Origin of the sequence: Cohnella xylanilytica (genome assembly GCF_014212175.1) — a bacterium.
Classification (GTDB): Bacteria; Bacillota; Bacilli; order Paenibacillales; family Paenibacillaceae; genus Cohnella; species Cohnella xylanilytica.
Genome location: NZ_JACJVR010000059.1, coordinates 14,529 through 30,638, shown reverse-complemented (window position 1 = coordinate 30,638; position 16,110 = coordinate 14,529). Strand labels below are relative to the sequence as shown.

10 protein-coding genes and 2 riboswitches are annotated in these 16,110 nt (G+C 57.7%); of the genes, 1 reads left to right on the top strand and 9 read right to left on the bottom strand.

All coding sequences use genetic code 11. The features are described 5' to 3' along the window. Positions 1–35 precede the first annotated feature (35 nt). From H7B90_RS15250 to H7B90_RS15235, 4 genes are all read right to left on the bottom strand, one after another. A complete protein-coding gene (locus H7B90_RS15250) occupies positions 36–1,073 on the bottom strand; it encodes a hypothetical protein (protein WP_185136753.1) in 1,038 nt (345 codons plus the stop codon). Further along, the gene (locus H7B90_RS15245) at positions 1,066–2,193 is read right to left on the bottom strand and encodes an AAA family ATPase (protein ID WP_185136752.1); all 1,128 of its coding nucleotides are present in this window, start codon (positions 2,191–2,193) and stop codon (positions 1,066–1,068) included. The genes H7B90_RS15250 and H7B90_RS15245 overlap by 8 nt, the downstream gene beginning before the upstream one ends. A 64-nt stretch (positions 2,194–2,257) precedes the next feature. After that, a complete protein-coding gene (locus H7B90_RS15240; protein ID WP_185136751.1) occupies positions 2,258–2,911 on the bottom strand; it encodes an ATP-binding cassette domain-containing protein in 654 nt (217 codons plus the stop codon). 154 nt (positions 2,912–3,065) lie between these two features. Further along, entirely contained in the window at positions 3,066–4,199 is a 1,134-nt protein-coding gene (locus H7B90_RS15235) for a serine hydrolase domain-containing protein (RefSeq protein ID WP_185136750.1), read from the bottom strand. A gap of 274 nt (positions 4,200–4,473) precedes the next feature. Between H7B90_RS15235 and H7B90_RS15230 the strand changes: the two genes are divergently transcribed. Continuing rightward, positions 4,474–6,411, top strand: a complete 1,938-nt coding sequence (locus H7B90_RS15230; protein WP_260411059.1) for a copper amine oxidase N-terminal domain-containing protein — start codon at positions 4,474–4,476, stop codon at positions 6,409–6,411. 80 nt (positions 6,412–6,491) lie between these two features. Here the strand turns inward: H7B90_RS15230 and kimA are convergent, their stop codons facing one another. The 5 genes from kimA to kdpA form a co-directional block, all read right to left on the bottom strand. Further along, positions 6,492–8,318 (bottom strand): potassium transporter KimA, encoded by a 1,827-nt coding sequence (kimA, locus tag H7B90_RS15225; RefSeq protein WP_185136748.1) that lies wholly within the window; start codon positions 8,316–8,318, stop codon positions 6,492–6,494. A gap of 153 nt (positions 8,319–8,471) precedes the next feature. Then, positions 8,472–8,634: riboswitch (cyclic di-AMP (ydaO/yuaA leader) on the bottom strand. Between the two features lie 151 nt (positions 8,635–8,785). After that, positions 8,786–11,107 (bottom strand): universal stress protein, encoded by a 2,322-nt coding sequence (locus H7B90_RS15220; RefSeq protein ID WP_185136747.1) that lies wholly within the window; start codon positions 11,105–11,107, stop codon positions 8,786–8,788. Between the two features lie 81 nt (positions 11,108–11,188). After that, the gene (kdpC, locus tag H7B90_RS15215; RefSeq protein WP_185136746.1) at positions 11,189–11,797 is read right to left on the bottom strand and encodes a potassium-transporting ATPase subunit KdpC; all 609 of its coding nucleotides are present in this window, start codon (positions 11,795–11,797) and stop codon (positions 11,189–11,191) included. A gap of 43 nt (positions 11,798–11,840) precedes the next feature. After that, positions 11,841–13,871 (bottom strand): potassium-transporting ATPase subunit KdpB, encoded by a 2,031-nt coding sequence (gene kdpB, locus H7B90_RS15210; RefSeq protein WP_185136745.1) that lies wholly within the window; start codon positions 13,869–13,871, stop codon positions 11,841–11,843. Positions 13,872–13,902: 31 nt separating this feature from the next. Continuing rightward, positions 13,903–15,582, bottom strand: a complete 1,680-nt coding sequence (kdpA, locus tag H7B90_RS15205; protein ID WP_221482057.1) for a potassium-transporting ATPase subunit KdpA — start codon at positions 15,580–15,582, stop codon at positions 13,903–13,905. 343 nt (positions 15,583–15,925) lie between these two features. Beyond that, positions 15,926–16,091: riboswitch (cyclic di-AMP (ydaO/yuaA leader) on the bottom strand. Positions 16,092–16,110: the final 19 nt, after the last annotated feature.

Genomic DNA, 16,110 nt, shown 5'->3' with positions numbered 1-16,110 from the left:
TGTCAATGATGTATTCCCAATCCAATTCGTATCGCTTAGAGCATGCCGTATTCTTCCGCCAGATCTCTCATGAACTTCGCCATAACCCTTTTCCCCAATTCCGCATCTTCTAAATAATTGCCGATCACCATTTTTTTAACGTCTTCCTTTTTGGGAAACAATCTTTGATAAGGTTTGGAGGATAGTTCTTTTAACCGGCTGTCCGGGTAAGCTTGCGCTTTGGTCAGCATCTCGCATACGTAATCCTTGTGCAGTTCGTAAAGCTCCTCCAGTTTAAATGCCTTGATGTTGGCCTTTGCCCGCCGATTGAAGTCGGGCGTTCCGCATGTTACCAACTCGATTTTGAAGTGTTTGTTTTTACCCATCAAAGTTCGAGCATCCGTAACAATGAGCTTTCCGGATTTGTCCTTATTCAGTTTAAGTCCGGTTTTGAACTTCACGTCTTGTCCGAATCCCTCGAGATAAGGGTGAATATTGTCGCTTAAGGAGAACGGCTTCTTGCCCTTGAACGAGGAATTGCAGACGGTACAGCTTGGAATCAGGTTATAGAACGAAATGGCCAGATAAGGGTGGGTTGTCTTGTCCCAGAAATGATCGAGCGCCGCTCTCGTCTTTCCGCCTTTCGAATAGTAAGTCGAAATGAACTGACGGTTGCAATAAGGGCATACATCAACCTTGAGTTCCTGCGTCAAGGTGTAGGCTCCCCATCCATTGGGGGAACGTCCTATGAAGGAATCATAATTAAAGATCTTGTTAACCAACTTGTGCAACAGGTGTTTGCTATTCTTAAGATCCTGGACGACCGAAGCGGGCAAAGACTCAATTCGCTTCACGACCGCTTCCAAAAGATCGGGTTCTCCTTTTAAAATCGTCTCTCTTTCGTCGTACAGAATTTTAAACAAGGGCTTCCAGGCATGGCCTGCCTGTAAGGAGTTATACGTATCTTCAAGCAGCTGTTCGTAAGTGATAAAGGGAGCTCCACGGACAACTTTAGGACCTTGCGTACGAAAATAATCATAATGTCGCCGTTCGAGATTCCGAAGCGCGCTCTTCGCAACCGTAATTTTAATCATGACCGTCTTCTCTCCCGAACTTCTCTTCGTAGATTTCGATTAGTTTGCGGCGGATGACGACTTCGCCGATCAGATCGATTGTTTTTTTCATCCGCTTTCTGTCCTCGGGCTTCACATTTTTGGATTTGAATAAATCGCGAAGCAAATGGTCGATTTTGATTCGAGCGACTTCGCCTATCGTTCCGTTCTCCATATAGAAGGAATCCATAAACAGCGTATGAATGTTCGCCGCGAACGTCTGCCGATCTTCCTCCAGCCCCGTCGTGACGATCGAGCCTCCATCCCCTCCGCTGACGTAATTGACGTTATAGTTTGGCATATCGGATAAGATAAACGGGGAATGCGACGTCAGAATAACCTGAATCTTTCTTTGCGGACCGCGCTGCCGCCCGTATGCGACGCCGAGAAAGCGGATCAAGTTATAGACGAACTGTCTTTGCCACTCCGGGTGAAAATACAATTCGCCTTCGTCGATCAGTAGAACGACATGATCGGCTAGCTTCTCGTTGGAACCGAACACTTGACTGTCCGATCTCGTGTACAATCTCGAGAACATATTCAGGAACGATTTCTCTCCGGTGCTTAACCCGTTCCAATCGAAGTCGAGATAAGGATATGCGTGAAAAGAATCCCTGTATTTTTGAACGAAGACGTAGGAATCGCTGTTCTCGAGCGAATCCGATTGGACCGGGATGCTTACGACGGGATCGGTCCAACTCGGTCGACTCTCCACGTATTTATGAATGAGTTCCAACACGTCGAGGATGGCCGATACCCATCTATAAATACGATCATTTTCGTATCGTTGGCTGCGCCGCCTAAGCATATTGAACATATGATCGATTGAATCCAGTACGTCAGCATCCGGATGTTGATTGAATGCGTCTGCCAGTTCTTTAGGATCCACAACAGGATGATTCGTATAAAGGGCCAAGTCTTTGAAGAAGCTTTGAACAACGGCAGTATAAACGCGGTCATAAAACAGATTTTTACGCATTGTGTTCAAAATATAGTTGTCCGTTGCATTGGATTTATCCAGTCGTTGACGAGTTCTTGTTTTGCTGTCGATCAGCCTGTACATGATTTGACGATAGATCTCTTCATACGGACCCAGCATCATATTCTTGGGATCGTCCGATTCGATAGGAACGATCTGAAGCTCGCTAGGGATACGAATGGATAGCTTATTCTTTGAACTTCGTTTCGTAATCATGGACGAAGATGACCTGGCGGTTGATCTCTTCGATTCGATGCACGTCGATCTCGCTCTGATCCCCATGATCGAAATGCCTTTCGACCCGATTCCTCTTGTCGCCCTTGATAAGATAATTGGTCGACAGGTTGTAATAATCGTTCAGGTTCTCCTCTGCGCTAAGGTCCAGGATATTAGAGAAAAAAATAAAGGATGTGTCGGACCGGTAAGGCTTCGGTTCGGAGTTTTTGCGAATCATAAAATCCGGAATCGCGGCATCTTCTTTAACCACGTTAACCTCTAAGTCTTTGCCGTCATACAATACGACGTGCTCTTCGCCATGCCGGTATACAACGAGTGCATCCTTAAAATCGAGCCCTTGCGCAGGAACCAGATATTTCTTAATGAAGTTGAGAAATGTTGACTTTCCGGCTCCGTTGCGTCCAATCACCGCCGTTATGTTGGTTATGACGGCTTGACGGGAGTCGTTGCCAAGTCGATAGAACCCGTCGACATAAAGCGGATTTCTCGATACCGCAAGCGTGCCATTCTCCATATCGTAGTCAAATCGGAATTCGCCGCTTAACTGAAAGCCTTGCCGGTCGAACAAGAAGTGTTCTTTGAACCATATAAATAAAAATTCCAAAACTCATTCCCTCCAACTATTCATAAACGGTTAAAAGTAACTAGTTCGTGTTACCTAGTCTTTCGATCTACTATGTCAATAATCCTCCACGGTTATGGATTGAATAGCAATAGCCCTTGGACGGCAGTCCAAGGGCTTAACGAACTAGAGAATTTTACAGGCAGCCGTAGACGGTATTCCTCACCCGCGGATGAACGTAGGGCTCCTGGTTGTTCAGCATGTGCTGGGCGTACATAACCGTAAGCTGCGACTCGGGATCGATAATCGCGAGACAGCCGGCCGCGCCGCTCCAGCCGAATTCGCCGAGCGGACTCAGCGAACCGCTGGCCGCCTTCGAGACGTGCGTCCGGACGCCGAGCCCGTAGCCGTACCCGGCCAGCTGTTCCCAGCCGTAATCGGCGCGCATGGCTTCGGTCAGATGGTCGGTCCTCATCAGATCGACGGAAGCCGGAGACAGAATGCGGACGCCGTCCGGACTCGTCCCCCGATTCGTAAGCGTATTCAGGAATCGGACGTAATCGCTTACGGTCGACAGAAGTCCCGCCCCGCCGCTCTCGAATTCCGAGCCGAGCCGGAAGCCGTTCACGTCCTTGCGAACGGGCTTGCCCAGGACGTCGTCGTATTCGTATTGAGGGGCCAGCCGGCCGCGCTGCTCGTCCGTCAGATCGAAGCCCGTGTCGTTCATCCCGAGCGGCCCGGTAATCTCCTCTCTCACGTAATCGCCGAACTTCCGGCCGTCCACCGCCTCCACGAGCGCCCCGAGCACGTCATGGCACAAGCTGTAGGCCCAACGGGTACCCGGCTCGAACAGCAGCGGCTCCTTCGCCAGAGCCTTGGCGAACTCTCGGGTCGGCACCTTGCCCTGCGTTCGTTCGACCGCTTCGCGCAGGGAAGGCGAACCTATATCGTACGAGAATCCCGCCGTCATCGCGAACAGGTCCCGCACCCGGATCGCCCTCTTCGCCCGGTCGATCTCGACGCCTCCGTCCGGAAGCGTCTTCCGCACCGTCATCTCGGCAAATTCGGGAAGATATGCCGAGAGCGGATCGTTCAGAAGCATCTTGCCCTGCTCGACCAGCCGCAGCGCGGCCGTACAAGTCAAAATCTTCGTCATCGAGTAAATGTTGAGGATCCGCCCGTCGTCGATCGGAATCTTCTCCTCCAGATCGACATAGCCGCTTCGATAGCGGAACACCGTCTCGTTGCGGTGAACGACGACGACCTCCGCCCATGGAATGCGCCACGAGGTAAGGCGGTCGATCAATCCGGATAACGGCTTGAAATCCATGATTCCACATCCTTATGTAGTGTTGTTCGCCTGCGATCGTTCAACCTCATTTTACTCGCGGAGGGGATAGCCAACAAGGCAAAATTCGCCTGCTCGATCCGGTTCCGCGGAAGGATGCCCCGGGTTACCGAGTCCTATCGATCGGGGGTCCGCCTCATGACCAGAACGGTGACCGGTCATTGACCGAGGTCACTATTAAAATGACCTTGCGGATGATTACATAGAAAATGTCAAACATTCAATCGCGTCGAGGAGGATTCTTCCTGTGTCCAACATGCACAAATCGATCAAATTTGCCGTCTTGAGCTCGGTATTGGCCGGAAGCCTGGCCGCCGGCAGCATCGCGGCGGCGTTCGGCGAGACCGAACCCGAGGGCGTCTCCATTCGCTCGTTCAGCCTGCTGGATACGGCGTCCGACGTCGTCGGAGCCGCCGACTTCACGCCGGAAGGCAACAAGGACGGCCATTTCAAGCTGGAGCTCCAGCTGAAGCAGAAGACCGTCATCAAATCCGTCGTTCTTCGTTCCACGGATTCGTACGGGAAGGACAACAGCCAAGGCGTCTGGAGAACGAATCGCGTCACGACCGGTTGGCTGCTCGGGATCAAACAGGATCAGAACGTCGTCAACCCCGGATTCACCAAGGATCTGAACACGCCGGTCGGCGAATTCCAGGGCAACCTCACGTTCGATCTTTACGCCAGCAATAACGGCACGATCAAGGAAACGCAGTACTACGTGCTCGAGATCGAGACGCCGCAAGGCACGATCGTCTCCAAGCCGATCAAGTACAAGAGCCCTTGGACGGCGGAAGGATCGACAGAACCGTCCGGAACCGCCGGCACCCCATCTCCCGCTCCTTCGCCGACGCCGACTCCTTCGCCGACGCCTAGCCCGACACCGGAGCCGACTCCTTCGCCTCAGCCTGCTCAAGAACCGCAACCGTCTCCTTCGCCTTCGCCGTCGAACGGTTCCAACGGATCTTCGGGTTCCGGCACGAATACCGGATCGAACGGCCCCGTCGCGACGACGGATCCGAAGCCCGCTCCTGGAGGCAATACCCAATCCAACATCCATGTTCTGTTCAAGGGGAATGAAATCGCGTTCTCCGGCGGCAAGCCGATTATCAAGAACGGCACGACGCTGGTCCCCTTCCGTAAAATCTTCGAGACGCTCGGGTTCACGGTGAAGTGGGTCGGCGCTAAGCAGCAAGCCATCGGCACCAAGGAAGGCTTGACGATCGAACTGACCATAAATAGCAACACCGCGAAGGTGAACGGGCAGAACGTCGCCCTGGATACCCCGGCCCAGATCGTGAACGGGAACACGCTTATTCCGCTGCGCTTCCTCGCGGAGAACAGCGGATACGGCGTCTCGTTCTCCTCTTCCGGCGGCATCACGACGATCAAGATCGAAGAGGGCTCGGGTACGGCCAACCCGGGCAGCTCGAACTCCGGCAATTCGAATTCCGGGAACTCGAATGCCGGCAATTCCAATTCGGGCAATTCGAATTCGGGAACGACCAATCCCGCCAACGACATAGCCGAGCCCTACGTCGTCAAAGGCTATGTGCGCACGAAGGACGGCAAGCCGGTGCCAGGCGCCGAAGTGTTCGCCGACAACACGCAGTATTACGACAGCAATACGATCGGCGTGACCGACGCGAACGGCTTCTACCGGATCGAGCTTCCGCGCGAGGGAGCGACCTACAACATGACCGCGGACGTCACCGCCACCTTTAACGGCCAGACGTTCACGTTCCATCTCGAGTCCAACCCGAACAAGGCGTTCTCGGGGAAGGACGGAGCCGTCCGCAATTTCACGATGAAAGGCTTGACCGGTCAAATCTTCGTGTACTCTTGGGTTACCTGGGAGCTCGGCCGTCCGGACTTCAAGATCGAGGATCTGGAATTGACGCTGACTCCGATCGGCAAGCTGATGGACGGCAGCGACGGAGAGACGATCGTCAAGAAAATCGGTCCCGTCGACGGCGGTCTCGGCATCGGCGACATTCCGCTCGGCAAGTACAAAGCGACCGCGAGATGGCTGCCGGAAGGACACGATCCGTACGAGATGGAGATCCGGCTGAACTTCGTCGGCACTTGGGGAGAATCGGCCGAATTCGAGTTCAACAAGCCGAGGACGACGGTCACGTCCAATTACTTGGCCGAGCTCGAGGTCCGGCTTCCGGAGACGGAGGAATCGAGCAGCTAACGAAGCGAGATCGAAGAGGCGGATCCGGCGTCAGACGAATGACGTTGGATCCGCCTCTTCTTTTTCCTCTGCCTCATTCGCTACTTCTTCAAATGATACGGAACCGTCGTCACGATCACGTCCTTCCGGTACAGCAGCGTGGCCCGAATGACGAAGCTCGTCTGGTTGTGCAGGAAGTTGTGCCACCCCTTCTTCGGGATGAACTGCGGGATAATGACCGTCACCTGGTAATGGTTCTCCCGCGCCTTGCGCTCCACCGTGTCGATGAACTTCATCAGCGGCTGAATGATGCTGCGGTACGGGGAATGCAGAGTGACGAGCCGAACGTCCGGCATCCACCTCTTCCACTTCTCCTCGAAGACCGCCTCCTCTTCCCTCTCGAACGGAATGTACACCGCGATAATCTGGTCCGCCTTCAGCGACTTGGCGTAGTTGACGGAATGCTCGACTACGTGCGTGATGCCCGCCACGGGCAGGACGATGACGTTGCCCTCGATCGGAACCGGCGGTTCGCAGGTGGTCAGGCGAAGCTGTTCCCCGACCGCGACGAAGTGCTTGTTGATCCGGTGGAACAGGTAGAGAATGAGCGGCAGGAATACGAGCACCGGCCAAACCTGGGCGAACTTGGTCAGGAAGAACATGACGGTGACCGTCAAGCTGATCAACGCGCCCAGCGCGTTCGCCGCCAGCTTCCCGGCCCAACCGGCCGGCTTCTCGCGCAGCCACTTCAGAATCATGCCCGTCTGCGACAGCGTGAACGGAATGAACACGCCGACGGCGTACAGCGGAATGAGATGCTCGGTCTTCCCCTTGAAGGCGACGATCAGGACGATCGACAGCACGCCCAGCATGATGATTCCGTTCGAATAGCCGAGCCGGTCGCCGCGAACCATGAACATGCGCGGGATGAACCGGTCCTTGGCGAGATTGACCGCAAGCAGAGGGAACGCCGAATACCCGGTATTCGCGGCGAGAATCAGGATGAGCGCCGTCGTTCCTTGGATGAAGAAGTACAGGAAGTTCCGGCCGAACGTCGTCTCGGCGATTTGGGAGACGACGGTGACCTCTTCCTTGGGCGTAACCCCGTAATAATAGGCCAGATACACGATTCCGGAGAACAGAACGGCCAGCAGGCCTCCCATCGCGAGCAGCGTCTTCGCCGCGTTGCGCGGCGCCGGCTCCTTGAAGTTCGGGATCGCGTTGGAGATGGCCTCTACGCCGGTCAGCGCCGAGCTTCCCGAAGCGAACGCCCGCAGCAGAAGGAACAGGCTAATGCCCGCTACCGGCGTGCCGACCGGCGCATGCATGTCGGCGGGAATTCCGCCGGTCGCGATCTTGTACAGGCCGGCGCCGATCAGAATAAACAACGCCAGGACGAACAAATAGACCGGGTAAGCCAGGATGGATGCCGATTCCGTTACGCCGCGCAGATTCAGAAGCGTAATCAGAACGACGAAGACGACCGCGATCGGCACCGTATACGCGTGCAAGCTTGGGAACGCAGATGTTATCGCGTCCGTGCCCGCCGACACGCTGACGGCGACCGTCAGAATGTAATCGACCAGCAGCGAGCCGCCGGCCACGAGTCCCGGAATCTTCCCGAGGTTCTCCTTGGATACGACGTAGGCCCCTCCGCCGTGCGGGTAGGCGTAGATGATCTGCCGGTAGGACAGAATAAGGGCGATCAAGAGAACCAAGACGCCGATGCCGATCGGAATCGAGTACCAGAACGCCGCGATGCCGACCGTAATCAGCACGATCAGAATTTGTTCCGGGCCGTAAGCGACGGAGGACAAGGCGTCCGAAGAGAGAATGGCGAGCGCCTTGGTCTTGGTGAGCTTCTGCTCGCCGAGCTCCGCGGACTTCAGCGGCCGGCCGATCAATAACCGTTTAAGATTGGAGAACAAGGGCCTTCACCGCTTTTCGTCAAAATTCGATTATGCATATCCTTTACCCTTCCATACGCGATCTATGCAGGTTCTACGCCTCCCCCGCCCTTATCTTCGCGCAGCAAAAAACCGCAAGGAAACCCTTGCGGTCCGAAAATCAACCCAAGCGATCTCACCTCTCATGCGACGCTTACGAGGTTAGCTGACGGATTCGGGCCGCGCGAGTAGCCCTACGGCGACAGATGGTTCTAACGCCGATTCACCCCTGAACGCCGGTCTTGGCGTTCCGTTGGTTCCCCCGTTTTTCCTATGGAAAATTAAGCGATGGATGGGATGAGACGATCATAACGCCGCCGTGCCGTTCCTGTAAAACCGCATTTCCGCCGATTTCGCCTCGCCTGAGAAGTTTTGAATGAGTGTAAGCGAATACAGGGGCGTTTTCTTGCCCGTGGATTCGACTATTATAAGCAATCTCTCGCTTAGCCTTATTGTCTGACAATGGAATCGAAATCCGCGACGATCAGAACGTCCATGTGTCGGGCATGGCGCAATATTCCGCCTACGACAGATCCTCTCCATAGCGTAGATAGCCATCCGCGGGCCGATTGGCCGACGATCATCTGGGTCGCCTTCGCTTCGTCGGCTTGGCGGATCAACCGGACAGCGATCTGCCTCCGATGCCCGGCGCATTCGACCTCGAACGCGCCGCCAAGTCGAACGGTCAGTTCCTTCAGCTTCTCCAGGCGCCCTGCCAGAGCTTCCGGAAGCGACCGCTCCGCGTGCACGTATGAGACGCGCCAAGCCGCCTTCAGCCGGTTCGCGATCCGGAAGCCGCGGCGGATGAGACGCTCCGCATTGCCGCTTGTCGTCACCGCCACGAAGATGACCTCTTCCCTCCTCCAAGGTCCGCGAAGGGATTCGCTTCGATCCCACGCTTCCAGACGTTCGTCGACGTCGTCGGCGATCTCCCGAAGCGCCAGCTCCCGCAGCGCGATCAGGTTCCCCAGCTTGAAGAAGCGGCTCAGCGCTTGGTCGATCTTGCTTCGGTCGTAGATTTTGCCCTCCTTCATTCGCTGCTGGAGGGCTTCCGGCGCGACGTCGATCAGCTGCACCTCGTCGGCCAAGCGGATCAGGCTGTCCGGGACCGTCTCCCGGACGCGGATGCCGGTGATCTGTTCGACGGAGTCGTTGAGGCTCTCCAGATGCTGCACGTTCAACGTCGAGATGACGGAGATGCCGGCGTTCAGGATGGCCAGCACGTCTTCGTACCGCTTCCGGCGAGAGCTTCCCGGGACGTTCGCGTGTGCCAGTTCGTCGATCAGCACGACTTCCGGGTTGCGCTTGATAATCGCATCGGTATCCATCTCTTCGAGCTTGCTTCCCATGTAGACGGTCTGGAGACGGGGGATCGTCCGCAGCTCGCCAGCCTGAGCGAGCGTCTCTGCCCGGCCATGCGTCTCCAGCAAGCCGATCATGACGTCGATGCCTCGCTTCAGCAGTTCGTTGCCTTCCCGAAGCATCGCGTACGTCTTGCCGACGCCCGGAGCCGCCCCGACGTACAGCTTGAATTTGCCCCGCCGGATTCGTTCGATCGCAGCTTCCAGCTCGGTCTCGCTAAGTCTCCTGTACGGCTCGGGTCTGTCCCCGCTTCGGGTCCGGGTCGGAAGAATCCGCTCGCCCTCCGTCCGCGCGCGGTCGGCCACGAAGAAGAGGTCCGTATTGCGGATGCGCTTGACGAGTCCGCCTGCGACGGAGCCCTTCCGCAGCTCCTGCCAGCGGCTCTCCCTGGAATGCCCCAGGACGATCCTCGTAATCTTGTGTTCGACCGCGTAGTTCGCTAACGCTCGAGGAATCGCTCTACGGGAAGGAACGCCCACTTCCTCGAACGTTCCTTCCACCTTGTCTGCCAGCTGCAGGATCGAACGCTTGAACGCCGCGGCTTCCTTCGTCAACGGGCTCTTCGGCCGGACGAACGAGACGATGCGCAGATCGCCGCCCAGCCGCTTGGCGATCTGCTGCCCGCGTCGGACGTAGATGGACCCGTTCCAGTGGTATTGCGTCGCGACGAGAATGCGCTCCGACGCGCCCGAAGGCCCCTGCAGGCCGAGCTCCTCGCGATGCTTCTCGAGCGAGTCGTTGACTCCGCTCGCGACGAGGCGAAGCGACAGCTCCCGCAGCTTGGCGAGATTGCCGCGCATCAGCAGCCTGGATTTCCCCCGTTCGATCGGTTCGCCGGACAGCCGTTCCAGAATCGTCTCTGGCGTCACGTCGATGAGGCGAACTTCGTCCGCCAGCTCCAGCGTGTGGGAAGGCGCCGTATCCCGGACTTTGATGCCCGTCAGTTTATACGCAACGTCGTCGACCCCGTCCAGCTCGTAGACGTTGATCGTCGTAATAACGCTTATTCCGCGGCTGAGCAAATATTGAATGTCGTCCAGCCGCGCGGGGAACCGGGCCCCTTCCCGATTGCGGTGGGCTAATCCGTCCACGAGCGCGACTTCCGGGTCGCGGGCGACCAACGCTTCGAGGTCCAGATCCTCCTGCGGAACGCCGTCCCGCGTCCAGGGAATGCCCGCCATCCGTTCCAGATCGCCGATCTGTCGATCCGTCTCCGGCCGCAGCGCGGCGGACGCGGCGCAGACGACGACGTCGATGCCTTTCGCCTTCAACGTATGGCCTTCCTGCAGCATATGGTACGTCTTCCCCGCGCCGCTTGCGGAGCCGATCACGATTTTCAACCTTCCCATTCTCGCCTTCCTTATCGAGTACAGCAGCTCTTCCGGCGTCTTGCGGCGGAATTCCGTCATCGCGTCGACCCTCCTCCCTGGCGCGCGCGGAACCCCATCCCGCGAGCGAGGCAAGATTGGGTCCGTGCATGTTCGCAAGTTCTATTCCGTCAGGAGCGACTTCAAGTCCAGGTTCAGCTTCAGCACGTTGACCCTCGGCTCGCCGAAGAGCCCGAGGTCCCGCCCTTCCGTATGCTTGTCGACCAGCTTCCGCAGATCGTCCTCGGCGATGCCCGTCAGCCTGGCGATCCGCGGCACTTGCACGGCGGCCGATTCCGGCGAAATATGCGGATCCAGACCGGAGCCGGAGTTGGTGATGAGGTCGATCGGCAGTTCGGAGATGGGGACGCCGGGGTTCGCCTGCTTCCAGGCTTCGATCGAGTCTTGCGTCCGCTTCAGCAGGTCCGGATTGGACGGCCCGTAGTTGTTCGAGCCCGACGCTTCCGCTTTGTAATCGATGCTGGATACGCGGCCCTGGAAGTAGCGAGGGTCCGCGAACGACTGGCCGATCAGCTCCGAGCCGACCGTCTGGCCGGACGCGTCCCGGATCAAGCTGCCGTTCGCTTGGCCGGGCATGAACCATTGCGCCAGGCCGGTACACAGCAGCGGGTAAGCGATGCCGCACAGCACGATGAAGACGAAGCCGGCCCGCAAGGCGATCCAGGCGGAAGAACCGGCCGACGGACCCGGATGTTCGGTGGTCTGATTCATTGCGATAGCCTTCTTTCTTCGGATTAAAGTTAGGTCGGGTTCGTTATACCCACAAATGAACGACCAGATCGATCAGCTTGATGCCGACGAACGGGACGATCATTCCGCCGAGCCCGTAGATGGCGATATTGCGCCCGAGCAGCTTCGATGCGCGGAGCGGCTTGTAGGATACGCCCTTCATCGCGAGCGGGATGAGCAGCGGGATGATGATGGCGTTGAAGATCAACGCCGACAGGATCGCCGACATCGGCGTTCCGAGCCCCATCACGTTCAGAACGCGCATCTCGGGGATGGCAAGAGTGAACATCGCCGGGATGATGGCGAAATACTTGGCGACGTCGTTGGCGATGCTGAACGTGGTCAGCGCTCCTCTCGTCATGAGCAGCTGCTTGCCGATGGCGACGACTTCGATGATCTTGGACGGATCGGAGTCCAGATCGACCATGTTGGCCGCTTCCTTCGCGGCGGCCGTGCCGCTGTTCATCGCCAGCCCGACGTCGGCTTGGGCGAGCGCCGGCGCGTCGTTCGTGCCGTCGCCGGTCATGGCGACGAGCTTCCCTTCGGCTTGCTCGCGGCGAATGACCGCGATCTTGTCCTCCGGCTTGCTCTCCGCGATGAAGTCGTCGACGCCCGCCTCGAGAGCGATCGTGGCCGCGGTGAGCGGGTTGTCGCCGGTGCACATGATCGTCTTGATCCCCATCCGGCGCAATTGCTCGAACCGCTCTCGCATGCCGGGCTTGACGGTATCCTTCAGATAGATCAGCCCAAGGATCCGGGCGTCGACGGCGACCGCGAGAGGCGTTCCTCCTTCGCGGGCGATGCTCTCTCCGCGGGCGTCCAGATCGGCTGGAATCGAGCCTCCTTGCGAAGCGACCCATCTCTTCACCGCGTCGACCGCGCCCTTGCGCACCTTCCGCCCGTCCTTCAGGTCGATGCCGCTCATGCGCGTCTCCGCCTTGAATTCGATGAATTCTCCGCCTTCGGCGACCATATCGTCGTAACGGAACGAGCCCGTTCGCATCAACTCCAGCACCGATCGGCCTTCCGGCGTATCGTCCTTGACGGACCCGACGGCCGCCCATTCGGCGACCCGCTCGCGGGTCGCCCCGCCGACGGGAATGAACTCGCTGGCCATCCGGTTCCCGTACGTGATCGTGCCGGTCTTGTCGAGAATCATCGTATTGATGTCGCCCGCCGCTTCGACCGCCTTGCCGGACATCGCCAGCACGTTGAATTGGGTGACCCGATCCATTCCGGCGATGCCGATGGCGGACAAGAGGCCCCCGATCGTCGTCGGAATCAGACAGACAAGCAAGGAGATCAGCACCGGCACTTGAAGCTCGATATTCAAATAATCGGCGATCGGAGCGAGCGTCACGACGACGATAAGGAAAATAAGCGTCAAGCTGGCTAGCAGCGTGTTCAGCGCCAGTTCGTTCGGCGTCTTCTGGCGCTTCGCCCCCTCCACGAGCGAGATCATCCGGTCGATGAACGATTCGCCGGGATCGGCCGTGATGCGAACGAGAATGCGGTCGCTGACGACGCGCGTCCCGCCGGTGACGGAGCTGAAGTCCCCGCCCGATTCCTTAATGACGGGCGCCGACTCGCCGGTGATCGCCGATTCGTCCACCGATGCGATCCCTTCGACGACTTCGCCGTCCCCGGGAATCATCTCGCCCTGGGAGACGACGACGATGTCGCCCTTGCGAAGCTCGACGGACGGGACGGTCTTCGTCCCGTTACCGACGACCTTGTTCGCCAGAACCTCTTTCTTCGTCTTTTTCAGCGTATTTGCCTGCGCCTTGCCTCGGCCTTCGGCCAGCGCTTCCGCGAAGTTCGCGAACAGCAACGTGAACAGCAGAATCAGGAACACCGTCGCGTTAAAGCCGATGTCGTCCTTCGTATCGAAGTAGACGGGGAAAATCGTCATCAGCAGCACGATGAAGGTTCCGACCTCGACGACGAACAGAACCGGATTTTTCATCATTGTCGCCGGATTCAATTTGACGAAGCTGTCCCGGATCGCGCTTCGGACGATCCCGGAGGTCAGCATCGATTTGCGTTGCGTACCCATGGCCATCTCACCTCAAGTGTTATTCGTAACGTCATCCGAGAGTCAAATGCTCGGCGATCGGTCCCAGAACGATAGCCGGAAGGAACGTCAGCGCTCCGATAATCAGCACCGTTCCGATCAGAATCGCGTAGAACAGCTTGTTGTCCGTCCGGAACGTGCCGATCGTCTCGGGCACCCATTGCTTGCGGACGAGCGAGCCGGCGACGGCGAGCATCGCGATCATCGAGACGTACCGTCCGAGCAGCATGACCAGCCCCGTCGTGACGTTCCAGAACGGCGTATTGTCGGCCAATCCCTCGAATCCGGAACCGTTGTTGGCGGCGGACGACGTATATTCGTACAGCACCTGGGTAATGCCGTGATAACCGGGATTGCTGATGGCCCCCTTGCCGAGATCGGTCATGAAGGCGATCGCCGTCGGCGCCAGAATAATCAGCGGGTGCATGAGAATCGCCGCCGCGATCAGCTTCATCTCCTTCGGCTCGATCTTGCGGCCGAGGAATTCCGGCGTGCGCCCGACCATCAGTCCGCACAAGAACACGCCCAGAATGGCGTACATCAGCATGTTGACGAGCCCGACGCCCTTGCCCCCGAACACGACGTTCAGCATCATCTCGGCCAAGGGGACTAGCCCTCCGAGAGGCGTCAGCGTATCGTGCATGTTGTTGACCGTTCCCGTCGTCGCCGCCGCGGTGACCGTCGTGAACAAGGCCGACTGGGCGATTCCGAAGCGGACCTCCTTGCCCTCCATGCTGCCCTGAGAAGCATCGATGCCCATCGCGTTGATAGCCGGATTGCCGCGCAATTCCGAGGTATAAGCGATGGTGAGGAACGCGAGGAACAGCGTCAACATCGCGCCGAAGACGACCCAGCCCTGCTTGCGGTTTTTCGCGAACCGTCCATAGACGTAAGGCAGCGAGGCGGGCAGCACCCACATGGACAAAATCTCGATGACGTTCGTCAGCCCGTTCGGGTTCTCGAACGGATGCGCCGAGTTGGCTCCGAAGAAGCCGCCGCCATTCGTGCCCAAGTGCTTGATCGCTTCAAGCGAAGCGACCGGCCCGATGGCGATCCGCTGCGCCGCGCCTTCCAGCGACGTAACGGTCAGCGTCGGGTCGAGCGTCTGGGGCACTTGCAGAGCCACCAGCAGCAGCGTCACGACGATCGCCGCCGGGAAGAAGATACGCGTATGGCTCTTGACGAAGTCCTCGAAGAAGTTGCCTATCGTCTTCCCTTTGCTCGTGAGGCCGCGGACGAAGGCGATCGCCACGGAGAAGCCGGTGGCCGCCGACGTGAACATCATCATCATGATGACCGCCATCTGGGCGAAGTAGCTGAGCCCCGTCTCGCCGCTGTAATGCTGCAGGTTCGTATTTGTCATGAAGCTCGCGATCGTATTGAACGACAGCGTCTCTTCCATATCGCCGATCCCGTTCGGATTCATCGGCAGCGCGCTCTGGATCCTCAGCAGCAGATAGCCGATCGCGACGAGTACGATATTCGTCAGCAGGAAGCTCAGCGCATACCTGCGCCAAGTCATCCCGGCCCGGTTCTTCAATCCGATGAGGAGGTAAATCAGACGCTCCAGCCATCCGAAGATCCGGTCCGTCCGGTTCGGTTCGTTGGAATAAACGTGATAGACATAGGTCCCTACCGGCTTGACCAGCAACATCAAGATCGTTAGGACCACGAAGATTTGCAAAATCCCCATCGGGCTTCCTCCTTCTGGCGGTTAACGGCGGCGATTCAAAATTTATCGGGACGGATCAGCGCATAAACCAGATATAAAAAGACGAACAGAATAAAAATACCGACGACGATCATGGACGATCGCCTCCAGCCGGCTCCTCGATCGTTCGGTCGCACCAAACGAGAAAGCCGTAAAATAACGCGAAAGTGACGGCCAGCAGCAATACCATATACAGATCGAGCATGACTGGGCTTCCCTCCTAAGTCGATTCGATAACTTCCGGCAACGACAAAAAGCGGACGAAGAGGGCCTCTTCGTCCGCGAACCGGGCACGGGAAAGAGTGCCGCGCCGATCCCGACAATGGTTGCCTCTCTTGACACGCTTACGAGGTTAGCTGACGGATTCGGGCGTAAGAGTCGCCCTACGCCGGGCATGACGGGCATGTCCGGCGATTCACCCCGGGAAGCCGTCCGCCGGCTTCCGTTGGTTCCCCCGTTCCTTGAGCTCAAGGATTCAGCGATTGCGAATACGGTTTGCTGCTTCATACG

Coding starts and splice junctions, on each gene's coding strand:
- H7B90_RS15250 (WP_185136753.1), bottom strand. CDS start 1,073: ATGATTAAAATTACGGTTGCGAAGAGCGCGCTTCGGAATCTCGAACGG.
- H7B90_RS15245 (WP_185136752.1), bottom strand. CDS start 2,193: ATGATGCTGGGTCCGTATGAAGAGATCTATCGTCAAATCATGTACAGG.
- H7B90_RS15235 (WP_185136750.1), bottom strand. CDS start 4,199: ATGGATTTCAAGCCGTTATCCGGATTGATCGACCGCCTTACCTCGTGG.
- H7B90_RS15230 (WP_260411059.1), top strand. CDS start 4,474: ATGCACAAATCGATCAAATTTGCCGTCTTGAGCTCGGTATTGGCCGGA.
- H7B90_RS15220 (WP_185136747.1), bottom strand. CDS start 11,107: ATGACGGAATTCCGCCGCAAGACGCCGGAAGAGCTGCTGTACTCGATA.
- kdpC (WP_185136746.1), bottom strand. CDS start 11,797: ATGAATCAGACCACCGAACATCCGGGTCCGTCGGCCGGTTCTTCCGCC.
- kdpB (WP_185136745.1), bottom strand. CDS start 13,871: ATGGGTACGCAACGCAAATCGATGCTGACCTCCGGGATCGTCCGAAGC.
- kdpA (WP_221482057.1), bottom strand. CDS start 15,582: ATGGGGATTTTGCAAATCTTCGTGGTCCTAACGATCTTGATGTTGCTG.